General features: G+C 69.5%; 20 protein-coding genes and 1 tRNA gene. 9 read left to right on the top strand and 12 right to left on the bottom strand.

The window, feature by feature from the left end:
- Positions 1-140: 140 nt before the first annotated feature.
- Both ABT130_RS15465 and ABT130_RS15460 read right to left on the bottom strand, forming a co-directional pair.
- On the bottom strand, positions 141-806 hold the full coding sequence (locus ABT130_RS15465) for a response regulator transcription factor (RefSeq protein ID WP_350956005.1): 666 nt from the start codon (positions 804-806) through the stop codon (positions 141-143).
- Between the two features lie 73 nt (positions 807-879).
- A complete protein-coding gene (locus ABT130_RS15460) occupies positions 880-2,247 on the bottom strand; it encodes a sensor histidine kinase (RefSeq protein WP_350956003.1) in 1,368 nt (455 codons plus the stop codon).
- A 252-nt stretch (positions 2,248-2,499) separates the two neighbouring features.
- Here ABT130_RS15460 and ABT130_RS15455 point away from each other — a divergent pair, with 252 nt between their 5' ends.
- A complete protein-coding gene (locus ABT130_RS15455) occupies positions 2,500-2,865 on the top strand; it encodes a DUF5335 family protein (protein WP_350956001.1) in 366 nt (121 codons plus the stop codon).
- A 263-nt stretch (positions 2,866-3,128) separates the two neighbouring features.
- On the opposite strand, the gene ABT130_RS15450 is transcribed toward ABT130_RS15455, so the two are convergent.
- Positions 3,129-3,407: a hypothetical protein gene (locus tag ABT130_RS15450; RefSeq protein ID WP_350955999.1), complete on the bottom strand. Its 279-nt coding sequence runs from the start codon at positions 3,405-3,407 to the stop codon at positions 3,129-3,131.
- 145 nt (positions 3,408-3,552) lie between these two features.
- Entirely contained in the window at positions 3,553-4,485 is a 933-nt protein-coding gene (locus ABT130_RS15445; protein WP_350955997.1) for an NADP-dependent oxidoreductase, read from the bottom strand.
- 95 nt (positions 4,486-4,580) lie between these two features.
- On the opposite strand from ABT130_RS15445, the gene ABT130_RS15440 reads away from it, so the two are divergent.
- Entirely contained in the window at positions 4,581-5,024 is a 444-nt protein-coding gene (locus ABT130_RS15440; RefSeq protein WP_350955995.1) for a winged helix-turn-helix transcriptional regulator, read from the top strand.
- Between the two features lie 112 nt (positions 5,025-5,136).
- On the opposite strand, the gene ABT130_RS15435 is transcribed toward ABT130_RS15440, so the two are convergent.
- From ABT130_RS15435 to ABT130_RS15425, 3 genes are all read right to left on the bottom strand, one after another.
- The gene (locus ABT130_RS15435; protein WP_350955993.1) at positions 5,137-5,874 is read right to left on the bottom strand and encodes a phosphodiesterase; all 738 of its coding nucleotides are present in this window, start codon (positions 5,872-5,874) and stop codon (positions 5,137-5,139) included.
- Between the two features lie 138 nt (positions 5,875-6,012).
- Positions 6,013-6,747, bottom strand: a complete 735-nt coding sequence (locus ABT130_RS15430) for an ABC transporter permease (protein ID WP_350913641.1) — start codon at positions 6,745-6,747, stop codon at positions 6,013-6,015.
- Positions 6,747-7,643 carry an ABC transporter ATP-binding protein gene (locus ABT130_RS15425; RefSeq protein WP_350913639.1) on the bottom strand — a complete coding sequence of 299 codons (897 nt, stop codon included), beginning with the start codon at positions 7,641-7,643 and terminating at the stop codon, positions 6,747-6,749. The genes ABT130_RS15430 and ABT130_RS15425 overlap by 1 nt, the downstream gene beginning before the upstream one ends.
- Before the next feature lie 155 nt (positions 7,644-7,798).
- Between ABT130_RS15425 and ABT130_RS15420 the strand changes: the two genes are divergently transcribed.
- From ABT130_RS15420 to dnaN, 3 genes are all read left to right on the top strand, one after another.
- A complete protein-coding gene (locus tag ABT130_RS15420; RefSeq protein ID WP_350955991.1) occupies positions 7,799-9,328 on the top strand; it encodes a sensor histidine kinase in 1,530 nt (509 codons plus the stop codon).
- Positions 9,325-9,984, top strand: a complete 660-nt coding sequence (locus ABT130_RS15415) for a response regulator (RefSeq protein WP_350913636.1) — start codon at positions 9,325-9,327, stop codon at positions 9,982-9,984. Before ABT130_RS15420 ends, ABT130_RS15415 begins: the two co-directional genes overlap by 4 nt.
- Before the next feature lie 101 nt (positions 9,985-10,085).
- Positions 10,086-11,186, top strand: a complete 1,101-nt coding sequence (dnaN, locus tag ABT130_RS15410; RefSeq protein ID WP_350955989.1) for a DNA polymerase III subunit beta — start codon at positions 10,086-10,088, stop codon at positions 11,184-11,186.
- 129 nt (positions 11,187-11,315) lie between these two features.
- On the opposite strand, the gene ABT130_RS15405 is transcribed toward dnaN, so the two are convergent.
- The 5 genes from ABT130_RS15405 to upp all read right to left on the bottom strand — a co-directional run bounded on the left by ABT130_RS15405 (position 11,316) and on the right by upp (position 15,534).
- Positions 11,316-12,017, bottom strand: a complete 702-nt coding sequence (locus ABT130_RS15405; RefSeq protein WP_350913632.1) for a FadR/GntR family transcriptional regulator — start codon at positions 12,015-12,017, stop codon at positions 11,316-11,318.
- A gap of 109 nt (positions 12,018-12,126) precedes the next feature.
- The gene (locus ABT130_RS15400; protein ID WP_350913630.1) at positions 12,127-13,485 is read right to left on the bottom strand and encodes a helix-turn-helix domain-containing protein; all 1,359 of its coding nucleotides are present in this window, start codon (positions 13,483-13,485) and stop codon (positions 12,127-12,129) included.
- A 141-nt stretch (positions 13,486-13,626) separates the two neighbouring features.
- Positions 13,627-14,157, bottom strand: coding sequence for a PH domain-containing protein (locus tag ABT130_RS15395; RefSeq protein WP_030919774.1), 531 nt, complete (start codon positions 14,155-14,157; stop codon positions 13,627-13,629).
- A gap of 320 nt (positions 14,158-14,477) precedes the next feature.
- Positions 14,478-14,708: a hypothetical protein gene (locus ABT130_RS15390; RefSeq protein ID WP_350913628.1), complete on the bottom strand. Its 231-nt coding sequence runs from the start codon at positions 14,706-14,708 to the stop codon at positions 14,478-14,480.
- A 187-nt stretch (positions 14,709-14,895) separates the two neighbouring features.
- Positions 14,896-15,534: a uracil phosphoribosyltransferase gene (gene upp / locus ABT130_RS15385; RefSeq protein ID WP_350955987.1), complete on the bottom strand. Its 639-nt coding sequence runs from the start codon at positions 15,532-15,534 to the stop codon at positions 14,896-14,898.
- 178 nt (positions 15,535-15,712) lie between these two features.
- Between upp and ABT130_RS15380 the strand changes: the two genes are divergently transcribed.
- The 4 genes from ABT130_RS15380 to ABT130_RS15365 all read left to right on the top strand — a co-directional run bounded on the left by ABT130_RS15380 (position 15,713) and on the right by ABT130_RS15365 (position 17,305).
- Positions 15,713-16,222: a tRNA adenosine deaminase-associated protein gene (locus ABT130_RS15380; RefSeq protein WP_350913624.1), complete on the top strand. Its 510-nt coding sequence runs from the start codon at positions 15,713-15,715 to the stop codon at positions 16,220-16,222.
- A 16-nt stretch (positions 16,223-16,238) separates the two neighbouring features.
- Positions 16,239-16,730, top strand: coding sequence for a tRNA adenosine deaminase-associated protein (locus ABT130_RS15375; RefSeq protein ID WP_350955986.1), 492 nt, complete (start codon positions 16,239-16,241; stop codon positions 16,728-16,730).
- Positions 16,731-16,747: 17 nt separating this feature from the next.
- Positions 16,748-17,191, top strand: a complete 444-nt coding sequence (tadA, locus tag ABT130_RS15370; protein WP_350914202.1) for a tRNA adenosine(34) deaminase TadA — start codon at positions 16,748-16,750, stop codon at positions 17,189-17,191.
- A gap of 24 nt (positions 17,192-17,215) precedes the next feature.
- A tRNA-Ser gene (locus ABT130_RS15365) sits at positions 17,216-17,305 on the top strand.
- Positions 17,306-17,415 lie beyond the last annotated feature (110 nt).

Here is a 17,415-nt window from a genome sequence, read left to right as displayed (position 1 = left end):
GTCCTGCTCCTGGGCACCCCACGGGGCCGGGCGCCCAGGAGCACTCCCGGAAGCACGAAGTGGCAGGCACGTCCCGGGACAGTGGGCAGATCCCGGACGACGAGCACATTCCGGGCCAGCGGGAAGGTCCGGAGTGACGGTCAGCCGACCGGGCTGACGAAACCGGACTCGTAGGCGGCGATCACGGCCTGGGTCCGGTCGCGGGCTCCGAGCTTGGCAAGCACGTTGCCGACGTGGGTCTTGACCGTCTCGGCCCCCACCACCAGCCGCGCGGCGATCTCGGCGTTGGACAGGCCGGTGGCCATCAGGCGCAGGACCTCCTCCTCGCGCTCGGTCAGGCGGGCACGGCGGAGCCGGTCGGCGGCCGGCCCGTCGATCCCGCCGAGGCCGTACGCGCCGGCCAGGCGCCGGATCGCCGCCGGGAACACCAGGGACTCCCCGCGTGCCACCACCCGCACCGCCTCCACGACCTCCGGCGGCCGGGTGCGCTTGAGGATGAACCCGGCGGCGCCCGCGCGCAGCGCCTCGTACACGTGGTCGTCGTTCTCGAAGGTCGTGATCACCAGCACGCGTGGCGGCTCGCTCGACGCGCCGAGCAGTCGGCGCGTCGCCTCGATGCCGTCGATCGCGGGCATCCGCACGTCCATGAGGAGCACGTCGGGCCGGGTGCGGGCCACCATCGCCAGCACCTCGGCACCGTCGGCGGCCTCCCCGACGACCTCCAGATCGGACTGCGCGTCGATGATCACCCGGAGCCCCACCCGGATCAGCTCCTCGTCGTCGACGATCGCCACCCGAATCGTCACGGCCCCTCCCTCTCCGCAAGCAGTGACCATATCCGGACCGCCGTCACGATACGCGCCTCCCCCGCTGGGGGCGTCACGATGCCTCTCCCTCCAGTGCCGGCAGTCGAACCGAGACGCGCCAGTGGGCGCCGTCGGGGCCTGCCGTCATCGTGCCGCCGAGCAGCGTGACGCGTTCGCGTATGCCCTCCAGCCCGCGCCCGCCCTCGCGCCGTGGACGGGAGGCGGCTACGGGATTGGACACCTCGATCGTCAGCGTAGGCCCGGTCACGGCGACGCGCAGCGCGACCGGAACCGGCCCCGCGTGCCGGAGCACGTTCGTCAGGCTCTCCTGGATGATGCGGTATCCCTCCCGGGACACCAGGGCGGGCAGGTCGTCCACCGAGCCCTCGATCTCGGTGTCCACCTCGACGCCGGTTCCGCGCGAATGCGCCACCAGCCTGTCCAGGTCACCCAGCCCGTGCCGCGGCGCCCCGCCGACCCGCGCACCGGCTCGCTCGTCGGCCCCCCGAGCGGCTCGCCGCCGGCCCAGCTCGTCGGCCCGCTCGTCTTCGCGCAGCATGCCGAGCACCCGGTCGAGGTCTTCCGTCGCGGCTCGCCCGGTCTCCTCGATCGCCTGGAGCGCGCCGCGGGCGAACTCCAGGTCGGTGTCCAGGAGGTGCAGCGTGGCGGACGCCTGCAGCATCGTCACGGTCAGCGCGTGCCCGATGGAGTCGTGCAGCTCGCGGGCCAGCCGGTTGCGTTCGGCGAGGCGGGCCGCCCGCGCCTCCAGCGCCGCGATGCGTTCGGCCGGCGAGGGGCCGAGCAGCACCGGCGCCATGACGGCCGCCAGCGCCCCGAGCCCCGCCACGGCGTACAGGACCCCGGCGAGCGTGGCCACGCCGAGCAGCGACAGCCACCCGGTGTCGTGCTCGTCCAGCGGCCCGATTCGCAGCCCGTCCAGCGCGCCTCCCGTGATGCCGAACCACTGGACGACGAACGTCACGCCCATCACCAGGGGAATGAGGATCAGCAGCGCGACGACCCCGCCCGCGACCAGGTGAACGGCGAACCACAGGGCCGCCCGCAGGCGGGTCTCCCACGCCTCCCGTCCGGACTCCGCCGTCCCGGTCGGATCCGGAAGCGCGACGCCGAGCAGGGCACGCGCGGCCGCGATCTCCAGTGCCCTCGTGCCACGCAGGAACGGCGGCACCACGCCGATCACGACCGCGAGGGCGAGCACGAGCAGCAGCAGTCCGTAAGGCGCGTCCGGCACGGTGAACATCCGCGCGAACAGGACCGCCACCAGGACGTACGGCAGCAGCAGCACCCCGCCGAGCAGCAGGTGGACCCCCTGCCGATAGGTCGCCCCGCTCACCAGCGGCCTCACAACGGCGCCGAACCTCACGCCCGCCATTCTCCTGCAGCCCTCCACGCCCCAGGCGAACAGGGGCAGGACAGTCAAGTTCGGGAGTCTCACAGATGAGAGCGTGTGAGCGGCACCGTGACCGCCGGCGCTGCTACGGGGTGCCGTCAAGACCGGTGTCACCGGGTACGGCGGCACGGTCAAGACCGGGAGCCGCGGCCGTATGGCGTTCGGGATGCTGCTGCCCCGACGGGGGGATTCCTACTCGATCGGGTGATGTGGCATGGTCTCGGGATCGCCAAGGATGGAGACCACGCGGCCTACGGGCTTTGAGCGGGAGGGAGCCATCACATGAACCAGCAGCGGTCGGAACTCGTGCGTGAGGAGTGGCGTGAGTTCTTCGACACCATGACGCGCAACTACGAGGGCGCCGAGGTGACGATCGAAGTGATGAGCAAGGACTTCGGGGACCTGCTGGGGGCCGAGAAGCTACCGCTGGCCTACCTGGAGTACGACCCCAAGGACGATCAGTTCTCGATCGGAGTGGGTGGCCGTGACGGGCGCTATCCGGTGGTGCTGCGCCATGCCGTCGACCACCCGCAGAGGATCCTGACCGACACCCTGCAGCAGGGCACGGTGCGAGCGTTCGACGTCTTCGACGCCGAGGAGGGTCAGACGATCGTGACCCTCTACCTGACCTCGATCTCCTCGGCGTAGCCACGAACTCCCCGCGCCCGGGAGACGACCGCCCGCTTTCGAAGAACCACTCGGGGCGTCGCCAGGAAACCCGTTACCGGCCACAAACGGGAGAAAGTGCAGGTCAGCGGCTTGTGTCGAGGAACTGCGACAGGCGCGTCCGGATCCGGCACGGTGCGGAGGCGATCGCCGTCAAGCCGTGAAAGGACCTCACCCCCGTCGCCCGGCCCCATGTCCGCGGCAAGGACGGTACCGAGTCCGCAGGAGCCGGCCGTGTCGACGCCCTACTCCAGCGCGGCATCGAAGCGGTCGGCCAGCACGAGAAACGCGTCGTCCCAGCCGCTGGAGTTCGCGACCTCCTGGATCTGCCCGGTCGGTGCGAACAGTGTCACGAGCTCGGGCGGGAGCCGGCCGTCCGTGCCGATCCGGGCGATCGCGGCGTCGATCTCCGCCAGAGCCGCGTCCGCGTTCTCCCAGGAGGACCAGGCGAAGTCGTTGCCGGGCTGGGCGAGGAGCACGCGCACCTCGCCGAGCACTCGCAGGAGATCCGGATGCGGCGTCATGGCCACTATCCAACTACCTCCACGAACCTGCCGGTACAGAAGGAAAGGGCAGCGAACGCATCGTTGTGGCATCCCTTTTGGGAAAAGGCCGACACACCGTCTTGGCGACCTCGGCCCGGTGCCCATGACCGGACCGTCACGGGGATCAGGGGATCAGGACGATCTTTCCGGTGGTGCGGCGGGTCGACAGGAGCTCGTGCGCCTTGGCCACCTCGGTCAGCGGCAGCGCCTGGTCCACGTGGACCCTGAGCCGGCCCGACTCCGCCAGGGCCACCAGCCGCGACAGGTCGGCCGCCGAGGGACGCACGTTCACCACCGCGAGCCGCATCCCCAGCTCGGCCGCGCGTTCCCCGGTGATGCCCAGGTTGCCCCCGACCGCGCCGACGAGCACGCCGCCGGGCTTGAGCACGGCGGCGGAACGCTCTCCGTAATCGCCGCCCACCAGGTCGAACACCACGTCCACCGGCTCGGTCTCGGTGACGAAGTCGGCGACGGTGTGGTCGATCAGCGTGTCCGCGCCGAGCTCGCGCAGGAAGTCGTGCTTGGCGGTCCGAGCGGTACCGGTGACGTGCGCCCCCCGGGACGCGGCGATCTGGACGGCGAGATGGCCGACCCCTCCGGCGGCGGCGTGGACGAGCACCCGCTCCCCCTCACCGAGGCGGGCGATGCCGACCAGTGCCTGCCAGGCGGTCAGGCCGGCCAGCGGGAGTCCGCCCGCCTCCTCCACGGACAGGGTGGCCGGTCTGTGGACGATCTCGTTGGGCGAGGCGAGCACGTAGTCGGCGTAGGCGTTGCCGGCACCGGGGAAGGCGAGCAGGCCAAGCACCTCGTCACCGGGGGCGAACGCGGACACGCCGGGTCCGGTGGACTCGACGGTGCCCGCGACGTCCCAGCCGAGAACGAAGGGCGGCGAGCCGAGCAGCGGGTAGGCGCCGGAGCGGACGGCCCCGTCGACCGGATTGACCCCGGCGGCCCCGACCCTGATCAGGACCTGCCCGTGATCCGGTTCAGGCCGGTCGACCTGGGCGGTGCCGAGTACGGACGGGTCACCGAAGGCGGACTGGGTGATGGCACGCATCGTGATCTCCTCTGCGGGGAAGTTCGTCGAGATCAATCGTCCGCGACACCGGTATCCCTTGGTAAGAAGGCACCTTTGAGATATATAGGTACCTTGTGGAAACTATTTCTGGCCTGCGAGAACGTGGCGCCGTCGACGCCTACCTCCGGGAGTGCGGCTCGCGGAAGGTGCTGGAGGCGATTGCCAACAAGTGGACCTGCCTGCTGGTGGACGCCCTGCGGGACGGCCCGGTCCGGTTCGGTGTGCTGCGCCGCAGGCTCGACGGGATCACCCAGAAGAGCCTCACCCAGTCGTTGCGGAACATGGAACGCGACGGGATGGTGATCCGCACCGTCTACCCGACGATCCCGCCCCGGGTGGAGTACGAGCTCAGCGCGCTGGGCCACAGCGTGGTCACGCTGATGGAGGGCATCAAGAGCTGGTCCGAGGAGCACATGCCCGAGATCATGGCCGCCCGCGACGCCTACGACCTCCGCACGGGTGAGGAACCCAGGCCCGTACGGGCGGAACTGAGCGGTAGCAGGGGGGCCGCGAAGTAGGCGTCCGCCGCGGTCGCGGCCGTGTCCCGGGTGACCGGGGCAAGCGCCGCGGAGAACGGTGCGGTGGCCATGGCGATGCCGGCCCCCTCCTGGAACTCGGGCCGAGGCGAGGTCAGAGGACCGGGCGGACGTGGGTGACGAGGCGGCCGTCGTCGAAGACGTGGATGGCGATCTGTGGCGGCAGGTCGTAGTCGACCGGGACCGGGATGTCGAGTTCCTGGTTGAGCAGCAGCGTCGAGACGACGCCGGGAGCGACCGAGAGCGGCAGGCCGGCGAAGGTGGTACTCGCCGCGGTGTGGGCGTGGCCGACGATGACGGCCGCCACCTGCGGGTACTGCCGCACGATCTCCTCCAGCCGCTCCGGGTTCCGTAGCCGGATCGCGTCCACGTACGGGATGCCCAGCGACACCGGCGGGTGGTGCATACCGATGATGGCCGGGGTGTCCGGGCTCTCGGCGAGCACGTCCCGCAGCCAGGCGGTCGTCTCGTCCTCCAGGAAACCCTCCGGCCGGCCGGGGACGCTGGAGTCGCACAGCGCGACGGTGAGCCCGTCGAGCCGGAGAACCTGGTTGACCGGCCCGTCGCCGTCCTCGTCGAGCATGACCTTGCGGAACGCCGAACGGGCATCGTGGTTGCCTGGACAGATGATCGTCGGATGGCGTGTGGTCAGCAACTCGCGCGCGATCTCGTACTCCTGGATCAGGCCGTTGTCGGCGATGTCGCCGGTCACCACGACCGCGTCCAGCGGGCCGGAAAGGTTCTCCAGGTGCCGCATGACGGATCGGGTCCTGTCGATGCTGCGGGGGGAACCGTCGATGTGGACGTCACTTACGTGCGCCAGGATCAGCATCACTCAAGGGTGACATATCAGCATCCCGCCGCCCAGTATGTCGAACTCTTCCCGGGAAAGAAGACGGAAACAAGCCGTGGCCCGTCCCTGCCCCACGCGAGGGACGGTCCACGGCGGATCGTGATCACACCCTGTCCGCTACTCCCACCGAAACAGTCGGGTGGCCAGTCCACCCGTGACCAGCAGGGTCACCGCCACCACCACCAGGTGCAGCGGCTGTGGCGCGTGCCCCGCCCACGTGTCGCGGAGCGCCGTGGCGAACGGCGCCATCGGCAGGAAGTCGCCGATCTGCCGCACCAGGTCCGGCATGAACTCCCTGGGAACCCACATCCCGGACATGAACAGCAGCGGGAACATCAGCAGCGAGCCGATGCCCGGCGCGGACTTCGCGCTGGGCGCCAAGGCGGAGATCAGCAGCCCCAGGCCGAACATCGAGGCCGTGCCGAGCACGAACACCCCGGCGAAGGCCAGGAGGTTCCTGGGCGGGGTCAGGCCGAGGACGAGGCCACCGAGGCCGATCAGGAGGACGGTGGCGATGATCGCCACCGCGAGGTTGTTCACGACCTGGGCGACCAGCAACCGGACCGGGTTGACCGGGGTGGTGGACATCCGGCGCAGCACGCCGCTCTCCCGGTAGCTCACCAGCGCCGCCGGCAGGGTGGTCAGTGCCATCGTCACCACGGCCAGGATCACCATCATGGTGGGAAAGTGAGTGTCGATGATCCGCTCCCCGCCCATCTCGGGAGGGGTCTCCTGAAGTCCGGCGGTGCTGCCCAGCCCGAGCAGGAGCACGAGGGGGAGCAGTATCGCGAAGATCGGGCCGGCGGGGTCCCGCAGGAAGAGCTTGAGCTCGGTCAGGATCATCTTGTTCATCAGGAAAGCTTCTTTCCGGTGAGGCCTAGGAAGGCGTCGTCGAGATTGGCCTGCTCCACGCGCAGGTCGGCGGGTACGACATGGGCGGCGGACAGGGCGGTCGTGATCGCGAGCAGCAGGTCACCGGTACCGGTGACCGTGATCTGCCCGCCGCTCCGCCTCATCTCGGTGACCTCGGGCAGTGCCTTGAGCACCGAGTCGTCGAACGGCTGGGAGGGCCGGAACCTGACGGTCTGCTGCCCGCCGACCTTGGCGATCAGGCCCGACGGGCTGTCCAGCGCGACCAGCCGACCGGAGTCGATCAGCGCGAGCCGGTCGCAGAGCCGCTCGGCCTCCTCCATGAAGTGGGTGACCAGCAGGATCGTCACACCGTCATCGCGCACCCGCTCGATGAGCTCCCAGGTGTCCCTGCGGGCCTGCGGGTCCAGGCCCGTGGTCAGCTCGTCCAGGATCGCCACGCGCGGGTTGCCGACCAGGGCCAGCGCGATCGAGAGCCGCTGCTGCTGGCCGCCGGAGAGCTTCCCGTAGGGAGTGTCGTGCTTATCGGCGAGCCCGACCCGTTCCAGCAGCTCGACCCAGTCCGCGGGGGTCCGGTAGAAGGACGCGTACAGGTCGAGCGCCTCCCACACTTTGAGCTTCCCCGGCAGCGTGGAACTCTGCAGCTGGACGCCCAGCTGTTCCCTGAGCTCGGTGCCGGTGAGGCCGCCGAGCACGCTGACGGTCCCGGAGTCGGGGACGCGCAGGCCGGCGACGCACTCCACGGTGGTCGTCTTGCCGGCACCGTTGGGGCCGAGAACGCCGAAGATCTCGCCCTCTTCGACGGTGAACGAGACGTCGTCCACCACCAGTTGGTCTCGGTACTGCTTGCGGAGGTTGCTGACCTCGATGACCTTCATGCCAACCGACGCTAGGAGTCGCGCCGCGCGGGGAGAATCCACCTGGCCCCCAGGTGGGGGCGGGCCAGGCACCCGGCAGGGGTGTGGCTACCTCCACCCCCGGTCGGCGTCCGCCACCACTGGGCACATCCGGAGACATCATCGAGACTTGACACATGAAGACGTACGCGGTGGCGGTCGGCAAGGCACTGGCCCTGGGGGCGATGGCACTGGTGGACATCGCCCTGGTGGCACTGACCCTGTTCGCGTTCCTGCTGACGTTCGGATTGGGGATGATCTTTGTGTTCCCTCCGACGGCCCGGCTGATCAGGTACCGAACGGCGTTCGCCAGGAGGTTGACCGGCACGTGGCTCGGGACCGCGGTGCCGGTTCCCTACCTGCCGCCGCCGCTGCCGACGCGACCCCAGCCCGACGGGTGGTACCGCCACGAGCGCCAGCTCTACAAGACACCACGCTGGCCCGACTGGAACAACCGCTGGAAGTGGATGTTCGGCGACCCGGCCACCTGGCGGGACGGGCTCTGGCTGTTCCTCAACCCGGTGGTCGCGGCCGCTCTGTTGCTGCTCCCCCTCACCCTGGCCACAGGCGCCGTCCTGGCGTCGCGGTCCGCGGTGCCGGCGGTCGTGCCCTCGATCCTGGGGGGCGCCGCCGTGGTCGCGCTGATCGCGCTGCCCCACCTGCTGCGGGGGTACGCCTGGTGGAACCACCTGTTGCTCTCCCCCACGGCCAAGTCCGTGCTCGCGGGGCGGGTCCAGCGGCTCGACCAGGCGCGCCTGGCGACGGTCGACTCCCAGGCGTCCGAGCTGCGGCGGATCGAGCGCGACCTGCATGACGGTGCGCAGGCGAGGCTTGTCGCGATGGGCATGACGCTGGGCGCGGTCGAGGAACTGATGGACAAGGACCCGGCGGCCGCCAAGGCCCTGCTCGGCAAGGTCAGGGAGGCCTCCTCCACGGCGCTCGTCGAGTTGCGTGACCTGGTCAGGGGCATCCATCCACCGGTCCTGGCCGAGCGCGGCCTCGGTGACGCGGTGCGCGCCCTGGCGCTGGACAGTCCACTGAAGGTCACGGTCACCGTGGACCTGGACGCCCGCCCGGACTCGCCCGTCGAGTCGGCCGCCTACTTCTCGATCAGCGAGCTCCTCACCAACGCGGCCCGCCACGGTGGCGCCGAGCGGGTGTCGATCGACATCAGCAGCCATGACCACGCGCTGCGCGTCGTGGTCACCGACGACGGCGCGGGAGGCGCCGACCCGTCGCTGGGCAGTGGCCTGCGAGGCATCGAGCGCAGGCTGGCGGCCTTCGACGGGGTGCTCGCGGTCAGCAGTCCGCGCGGTGGCCCGACGACCGCCACGTTCGACCTGCCCAACGCGCTCGCCGAGAAGCGCCGGGACAGCACGCCGCTCCCTCGGGGGAAGGCCGTCATCGTCGGGATCTGCTGGGGGCTCGGCTGGCTACCGCTCTTCCCGCAGGGGCTGGTGACGATGGTCATGAAGATCATCGACACCGAGCACCTCAGCTGGTTCCTCGCGCTCTACCTGCCTGAGCCCCTGCAGTGGCCGCTGATCGTCTTCAACATCGCTCTGGGCCTCTCCATGTACGCCGCGGGCATGATCATCCCCGCCATGCACTCCAGCCGGCGCCGGCTGGCGGAGGTCGTGCCGGCCCGCCTATGGTTGGGCCGATGAGCCTTAGAGTCGTCATCGCCGAGGACCTCTACCTCCTGCGGGACGGTCTGGTCCACCTGCTCCAGGCGCACGACTTCGAGGTCGTGGCGGCGGTGGAATCCGGACCCGAGCTGCTGAAGGCGCTGATCGAGCTCCGGCCCGACGTGGCGGTGGTCGACGTGCGCCTCCCGCCCACGTTCACCGACGAGGGGCTCCAGGCGGCGCTGGCAGCGCGCAGGGCCGTCCCCGGCCTGCCGGTGCTCGTCCTGTCCCAGCATGTCGAGCAGCTGTACGCGCGCGAACTGCTGGCCGACGGCTCGGGGGCGGTCGGTTACCTCCTCAAGGACCGGGTCTTCAACGCCGAACAGTTCGTCGACGGGGTCCGCCGGGTCGCCGCGGGAGGCACCGCGATGGACCCGGAGGTGATCGCCAAGCTGCTGGCCAGCACCGTCCGTCACCAGCCGCTCGGCGCGCTGACCCCGCGCGAGCGCGAGGTGCTGGAGCTGATGGCCGAGGGCCGCTCCAACGCGGCCATCTCCCAGCGCCTGTTCCTCAGCGAGAGCGCGGTGGGCAAGCACACGGCGAGTATCTTCGCCAAGCTTGACCTTGTCCCCTCCGATGACGACAACCGCCGCGTGCTCGCCGTCCTGACCTATCTCAACGCGGCCCGGGGCTGACTTTCCCAGGCCCGGACCCTGTTCTGTCGGTCCTAGCGGATAACGTGCTGAAGGACGGTTTCCGCACGTGGCGGTGCTGTTCAGGACGAAGGGATGATCAGGTGAAGTTCCGGGTTAACCGTGATGTCCTGGCCGACGCGGTGGCCTGGGTGGCCCGGGTGCTGCCGAACCGACCGGCCATTCCCGTGCTCTCCGGGCTGCTTCTGGAGGCCGACGGGGACGATCTCGTGCTGTCGGTCTTCGACTACGACGTCTCCGCCCGCGTCTCGATCGAGGCTGTCGTGGCGGAGCCCGGCAGGGCACTGATTCCGGGCCGGATTCTCGCGGAGATCACCCGCAGCCTGCCCGGCGACGTGGTGGAGGTCGTCGGCAGCGGTTCCGAGGCGGTTCTGACCTGCGGCAGCGCGGAGTTCGGCCTGTTGACCATGCCGGTTGAGGATTTCCCCTCCCTCCCCGAGATGCCCCCCAAGATCGGCGCCGTGGGCGGCGGGATCTTCGCGACCGCGGTCGGCCAGGTGGCTCCGGCGGCCAGCCGCGACGAGACCCTCCCCATGTTGACCGGCATCCGGGTCGACATCTCCGGCGACGACGTGACCCTGGCCGCCACCGATCGCTACCGCATCGCGGCCAGGGAGTTCGGCTGGCGCCCCGAGCGGCCGGGCACCGCGGCCGCCGCCATGGTGCCCGCGCGGGTGCTCGTCGAGGTGGCCAGATCGTTGCGCGGCGGCGAGGTCTCCGTGGCGCTGGGTGAGGGCATCGCCGGCTTCGAGAGCGTGGGCAGGGCCACCACCGTCCGCCTGCTCGACGAGCAGTTCATCGACTACCGCGCGCGGCTGACCGACGACTGGTCGATCCGGGCCGACCTGCGGGTGGCCCCGTTCGTCGACGCGATCAAGCGGGTCGCGCTGGTCGCCGAGCGCAACACCCCGATCCGGCTCTCCTTCGGCCAGGGGCAGGTTCTCATCCAGGCGGGTGGCGGTGACATCGGCCGCGGCACCGAGGTCGTCGACGCCGAGTTGTCCGGTGACGACATCCAGATCGCCTTCCAGTCCCACTTCCTGCTCGACGGCCTGAACGGTGTCGAGACCGAGTTCGTCCGGCTCAACATGGAGTCGCCGAGCCGCCCGGCTCTCATCACCGAGGTTCCCGGCGATGCCGACCCCGCCTTCCGCTACCTGGTGATGTCCCTGCGCCTGACCTGAACGCCTCCATGCCCGGCGCACCGGGGCCCTGGGCACGGAGCCGGGACGTTTCCCGCGTCGGCCGTCTCGCTGCCCAGGGGTCCTCTCACAGTGCGGCCCCGCACTGTGAGAGGTCATGGGAAGGAGGGGTCAGGCGGAGAGTTCCTGTTCCTCGGTCAGGGCGATCAGGATGTGCTCCATGCACGCGTGTCCCGCGTGTTCGGCGGCGGCGGCGTCACCGGCCGCGATGGCGCGGGCGATGGCGTCGTGCGGGATGTAGGTGGTGTTCAGGGTGCTGCTCAGCGAGGTGCCCGCGGCGGTGATGCTGGCGCGCAGCGCCGCTGAGAAGTCCTCGTAAAGCTCGGTCAGCACCAGGTTGTGGGTGGCACGGACCACCGCGATGTGGAAGGCCAGGTCGGCCTCGACGAACGCGTTGGGTTCGCCCAGTTCCCAGGCGTTGTCCCGCTCGGTCAGCGCCGCCTCGATCGCGGCGATGTCGGCATCGGTGCGTCTGGTCGCGGCGAGCCTGGCGGCCTCCACCTCCAGCGCACGCCGCACCTCCAGGATCTCAAGCTGTTCGGCGGAGCGTAGCCGCCGCAGCATGGCCCCGGAGAGCTCGCTCGTGGCGCGAACGTACGTCCCGTCACCCTGGCGACACTCCAGCAGGCCGGCGTGTGTGAGCGCCCGCACCGCCTCGCGCACGGTGTTGCGACCGACCCCGAGTTGTTCGGCGAGTACGGTCTCGGTAGGAATCTTCGCGTGCATCTGCCAGGAGTTAGAAGTGATCTGCTCCTTGAGTTGATCGATCACTTGGTCGACGAGGGATGCTCGCTGCGCCGTACGCAGACTCACCGTCCGCCTCCTCCGGAGAAACCAATCATCCTATGAATCAATGACTGGTAGACCCTAGTTATTCCAGAGGTGCGAAAACAAATCTGGAACTCCCTTAGCGAAACCGGTCTTACCGGACCAGAGCCGAGTCGACGGTCACGCCCACCAGCGCGTCGCGCACCCCAGCGGTTTCGAGAGCCCTACGATACGCGCTGGCCTGGTCATCACGCGCACCGACCTGGCCGTACAGGTCTCCGAGGTCACGCCAGACCCGCGCGGTCCCCCGGTCAGGGCCGGAGAGCTCGTACCGGACGCCGTTCAGCAGCCGCTTGGCGGTGTCCAGGGCGGCCGTGACGTCGCTCCGGCCGCGGGCCAGCGCGGTCCGGGCGAGAACCAGCTGCGCGGTCGCCCCGATGGCGCCCGCCTGGCCGCCCGGCATGTCGAGGGCGGTTCCGGCCAGATCCGCCGCGCCCTGAGCGTCGCCGGTCGCCAGCCGGACCTGGGCGAGCACGACGATGCTCCTGATGTGCTCGTGGATACGCTCGGGGAACGCCGCGAAGACCTTGCCGGCGCTGGTCGCGAGCTTGTGGGCCTCGTCGAGTGACTCGCCGCCCGTGGAGGCGGCGAGACGTGCCCAGTCCATCGCGATGAGGGCGAGCTGCGACGCCATCCGCGCCGGGCGCCCGGTCGCGATCGCGTCGTCGGCGAGGCGGACGGCCAGCGCCGAGTCCTCTCTGCCGGAGGCCGCGACACTCGCTCGCCAGAGGGCGTGGATCTCCGCGGTGCGGTTGACCGCGGTGGGGACGCCATTGGTCGACAGGACGTGCCGGACGTAGGACATGCCCTGCGAGCCGGGCCCGCGGGGGGTTTCGGTCTCCATCAGGGAGGCGGCCAGTTCGACGGCGATCTCGCCCTGCGACAGGGGGAGCCGGTTGACCTCGCTGAGCGCGTGGGCGGCCAGGTCGCGCGAGCGAGGGGTGTCTCCGGCACGCTGGTAGCAGCGGCTCAGCGCCACCGTCAGCGGCAGGTCGGCCAGGCGCTCGGGGTGGGCGGCCGCCTCACGGCGGAGTCGCTCGAACGCCTCCAAGGCCGGACCGACCCTGCCCTGGGCCTCCAGTGCGCGTGCGCGGCCGAGTCGCGCGTGCGCGGCCAGCATCGCGTTCTCCTCGCCGGCGACCTTGACGATCTCACCGAAACGGTCCGCCGCGACGGACGGGTCGCCGTGCAGAAGCTCCAACTCCGCGTGGCGCAGGCCAAGCTCGGTGTCGATGCGCTGGCGCGGCTCGATCCCGTGCAGCAGGAACTCGGTGGTGCACCCCAGTCGCTCGGCCAGCAGGCGGGCGACCACGGGGGTCGGCGTCCGCTTGCCGGACTCGATGAGGGAGACGTAGCTGTCGGAAAGGTCGGGCCCTGCCAGCTGGGCCTGGGACATGCGCCTACTCAGTCGCAGTCCGCGGACGCGGTCACCGATGGTTCCCTGACTCGGCATCTGATCTCTCAGGGCGGGGGATGGTCAATGTTCCCGCCATGATTGCATGAAGCAGTCGAATCGGGTAACCCCGCGTGAAAAATCCTCACCGGGGAGTGTGGGCAGCCACTATGTCATTGCTGTCAATATGGACATAAGGCGCTAATCATCCGAATCATTGCCCCCTGGGAAGAGCATCTGGCAGACCTCCAGGTAGAGGGTCTCCGGGTATGGAATGTAATTGACCCTCGACAGAGCCTGGTCCTGACCGGCCGACTCCAGAACGAACTCGCCGTAGCCCAGCATGCGGCCGAGGATCGAGCGCTGGAAGCTCATGTCGGTCACTTTGCCGAGCGGCATCATGTCGACCTTGCGGGTGATCAAGCCGGTGGTGAGCAGCATGCGCTTGGAGGTGACGACGAAGTAGTCGACCGACCACTCCGCGACCTTCCAGACGAAGCGGATCAACAACAGCAGCCAGGCCCACCAGACGATGACGAGCACGCCACCGCCGCCCTGGTCGCCGAACCACTTGCTCAGCAGTCCGGCGAGGATCAGGCCGCCGAAAACCTCGGCGACCGCGCGAAGCAGCACGGCCGGGTGGCGCCGCACCATGATGACCTGGTGTTCGTGGGGGAGTAGGTAGCGGTTGACCGACGAGGGGGCGGAGTCCCCGTGGGTCACGAGCCTCATGACAGATGTGAGACGAATTGGGCCAGAGAATCGGCCGCCGTGTAAACCGTGTCCATGGCACCCCTTACGGCGTTGGCTGCGTCACCTGGTCGGGTGAACAGGAAAAACGCCACAAAACCGACAGCGCTATACGATAGGACTTTCTTGACCTGCACGTTGGCCTCCCACTACCACTCACCCACTGCACCCGCCATATACATTACCCAGGGCCATGCCGCGGTAAAGCGCATCGGCTCATTCGGTCTCGTACGCGTCGCGAGGATCCTGCGCGAGGGCCCCGTGGGGCACACCCCCCGGACATCCGCGCCCCTCATGACCCGTCACCCGCGTTCGCTCGCGACCAGTGCGAGGACCTCGAGGTGCTTGCGGGCGATCCGCTCGACCAGCGTCGGATGGGCGTGGCCGACGACCTCCAGCGCTCCGTAGTGAGCCGCCTCTATGCAGCGGGTCACCGTGGTCGCCGGATGGATCTCGGAGAACTCGTCCCTGAGCGCGGCGCTGAAGTCCGCGTAAGGGTCGGGTTCGGTGTCCGGGATGATTCGCTCGCTCATGGTTCTCCCTGGTGTGCGCCCGCGGCCTCGGCGGACCGGGGACACAGAAGAGATGTCTTCGCGACTCTTCGTACCCACTCGACCGCGTTGTGTAACGGTCGGCGAGTAGAAGAACCATCCTTCAAGGGAAAAGGATGGCTCTGAAATCCCGGAACCTTCGGGCCGGCGGCGATGCCGGGGAGAGTGCTCAGACGACGCCGTAGAGGCGGTCTCCGGCGTCGCCCAGCCCGGGGACGATGTAGCCGTGCTCGTTCAGACGCTCGTCCAGGGCCGCGGTCACCAGGCGGATCGGCTTGCCGCTGCCGTTGAAGACCTCGTCCATGTGGGCGATGCCCTCGGGGGCGGCCAGCAGGCAGAGCGCGGTCACGTCGTCGGCGCCCCGGTCGAAGAGGAACTGGATCGCGGCGGCGAGGGTGCCGCCGGTGGCCAGCATCGGGTCCACCACGTAGACCTGACGGCCGGAGAGGTCGTCGGGTAGCCGGGTGGCATAGGTCTCCGCCTGGAGCGTGGACTCGTTGCGGATCATCCCGAGGAAACCGACCTCGGCCGTGGGCAGTAGCCGGGTCATGCCCTCCAGCATCCCCAGTCCCGCGCGCAGGATCGGGACCACCAGCGGGCAGGGCTGTGCCAGCCGCACGCCCTTGGCGAGAGCCACGGGCGTCTGCACCGACCACTCGGTGACGCGGACGTGCCTGGTCGCCTCGTAGGCCAGCAGGGTCACCAACTCGTCGGCGAGACGCCGGAAAGTGGGGGAGTCCGTGCCGGCGTCCCGCAGCACGGTCAGCTTGTGGGCCACCAGGGGATGGTCGACGACCAGGGTTTCCATGGTGGCCAAAGATATCCTGGGCACTCGGCAGGCGATAAGCCGGGGGAGGGCGGGCGGCACCTGTTCGACATCACCCGCTCACTCGGATTTGATCACAATTTGGTCGGAGAGGCCCACCTCCGTGTCCCGCTTCTGAAAGCATTGACCTCCGTAGAGAAAGCATTCGGTGGGGATGGCCATGTCAGACGAAGACTCGCTGGACTTTGCCATCGTGATCTACCGTGAGGACGACGGCTGGGAGGCGGAGACGCTCCCCGTGGCACTCACCTCCGACCTCGACGGCCTCATCCACGCCCTGCGCCAGCAGCCGAGCATGAACGGCACGATTGGCCTGGTCGCCGTTGGGGATGAGTTCTTCGTGGCGCTACGGGTGTTCGGCGAGAGGGTCGAGGTCTTCCTGTCCGACATCGCCGCGTCCTGGGATTTCCCGCTCGCCCGGCAGGCGCTGGAATACCTGGACGTGCCGGTTCCCGACGAGGACGAACTCGACGCGATTCTTCAGGACGAGGAGACGGCGCTCCCCGCGGGGGACCTGTCGATCTTCGCGGACCTGGGGCTCGACGAGATGGAGCTCGGCATCCTTTCTGGCGACATCGACCTCCTGCCGGAGGACGTCCTGTCCAGCATCGCCGCGCGGCTGGGATTCTCCGAGCCGTTCGAACGCGCCATCGACTCTGTGTTCGGCTGACCTCGGGAGATCGGCCATGCCCTCCAGACCACCCCGTAACAGTGTTTTCTCCGCGGCCTTCGTCCGTACGCCGGACGGTTGGAAAGGCGCGGAGGTCGACCTCAGTGAGGCCGAGATCGTCGACGATCTCGGCGACGCCGTTCAGGAGCATCTGGGGCTCAACGGCGACGAGCTTGCTCTTCTGTGTGTGGAGGTGGAGGACGAATGGTTCGCGATCGTCCGATACCAGGGCGACCTGGAGCCACGCACCTTCCTGTCCGACGCCCACGCGGGGCTCTCCGACGGCCTCGGTGAGCTCTTCGCCGAGCTTGCCGGGGTGGCGGTCGACAAGGACACACCCGACCTGGGCGTGCGGCCGGCGGGCGACTTCGAGTTGCTGGACGACCTCGGGCTGAGTTCCGACGAGCTCGTCGAGCTCAGCATGGAGGAGGGCGCGCTCCCCGGGGACACGCTCTCGGTGATCGCCGAGCGGCTGGCCTTCGCCGACGAGCTCGACCGGTTGCGTTGACGGACTACGTCGGGGAGATGAGGCTCGCCCTGGCGCAGGCCGCCGAAGCCGGAGCCCGCGGCGAGGTGCCCGTCGGTGCGGTGGTCGTCGGCCCGGACGGCTCCGTGCTGGGGCGTGCGGGAAACGACAGGGAGGCCTCGGCCGACCCCACCGCACACGCCGAGATGCTCGCCCTGAGGCAGGCCGCGAAGGCGTGTGGGCGGTGGCGGCTGACCGGCTGCACGTTGGTGGTCACCCTGGAGCCCTGCACCATGTGCGCGGGAGCCGCCGTGCTCGCCCGGGTCGATCGCGTCGTCTACGGCGCCGTCGATCCCAAGGGCGGAGCGGCGGGGTCGCTCTGGGACGTGCTCAGGGACCGCCGCCTCAACCATCGGCCCGAGGTGCTGCGAGGTGTCCTGGCCGATGACTGCGCGGCGGTTCTCACCGAGTTCTTCACTGCTCGCCGGATGCGCGAGCAATAGCGGTTATCCGGTAGGCTGCTCCGCGGTGGAGTCGCCTAGTGGCCGAGGGCGCACGCCTCGAAAGCGTGTGATGGGGCAACCTATCCGTGGGTTCAAATCCCACCTCCACCGCCACACAGAAGGGGGGCCCGCGGGCGGGGGGGGCCCATCGCGGGGTGTGGCGTCTTTAGCCCCCCCGGGAGACCATGCGGGGGCCCCGGCAAAACCGCCCCGGGCCGGGAGGG

Origin of the sequence: Streptosporangium sp. NPDC001681, from assembly GCF_040298085.1 — a bacterium.
GTDB lineage: Bacteria > Actinomycetota > Actinomycetes > Streptosporangiales > Streptosporangiaceae > Streptosporangium.
This window is presented reverse-complemented; position numbering and strand designations above follow the sequence as displayed.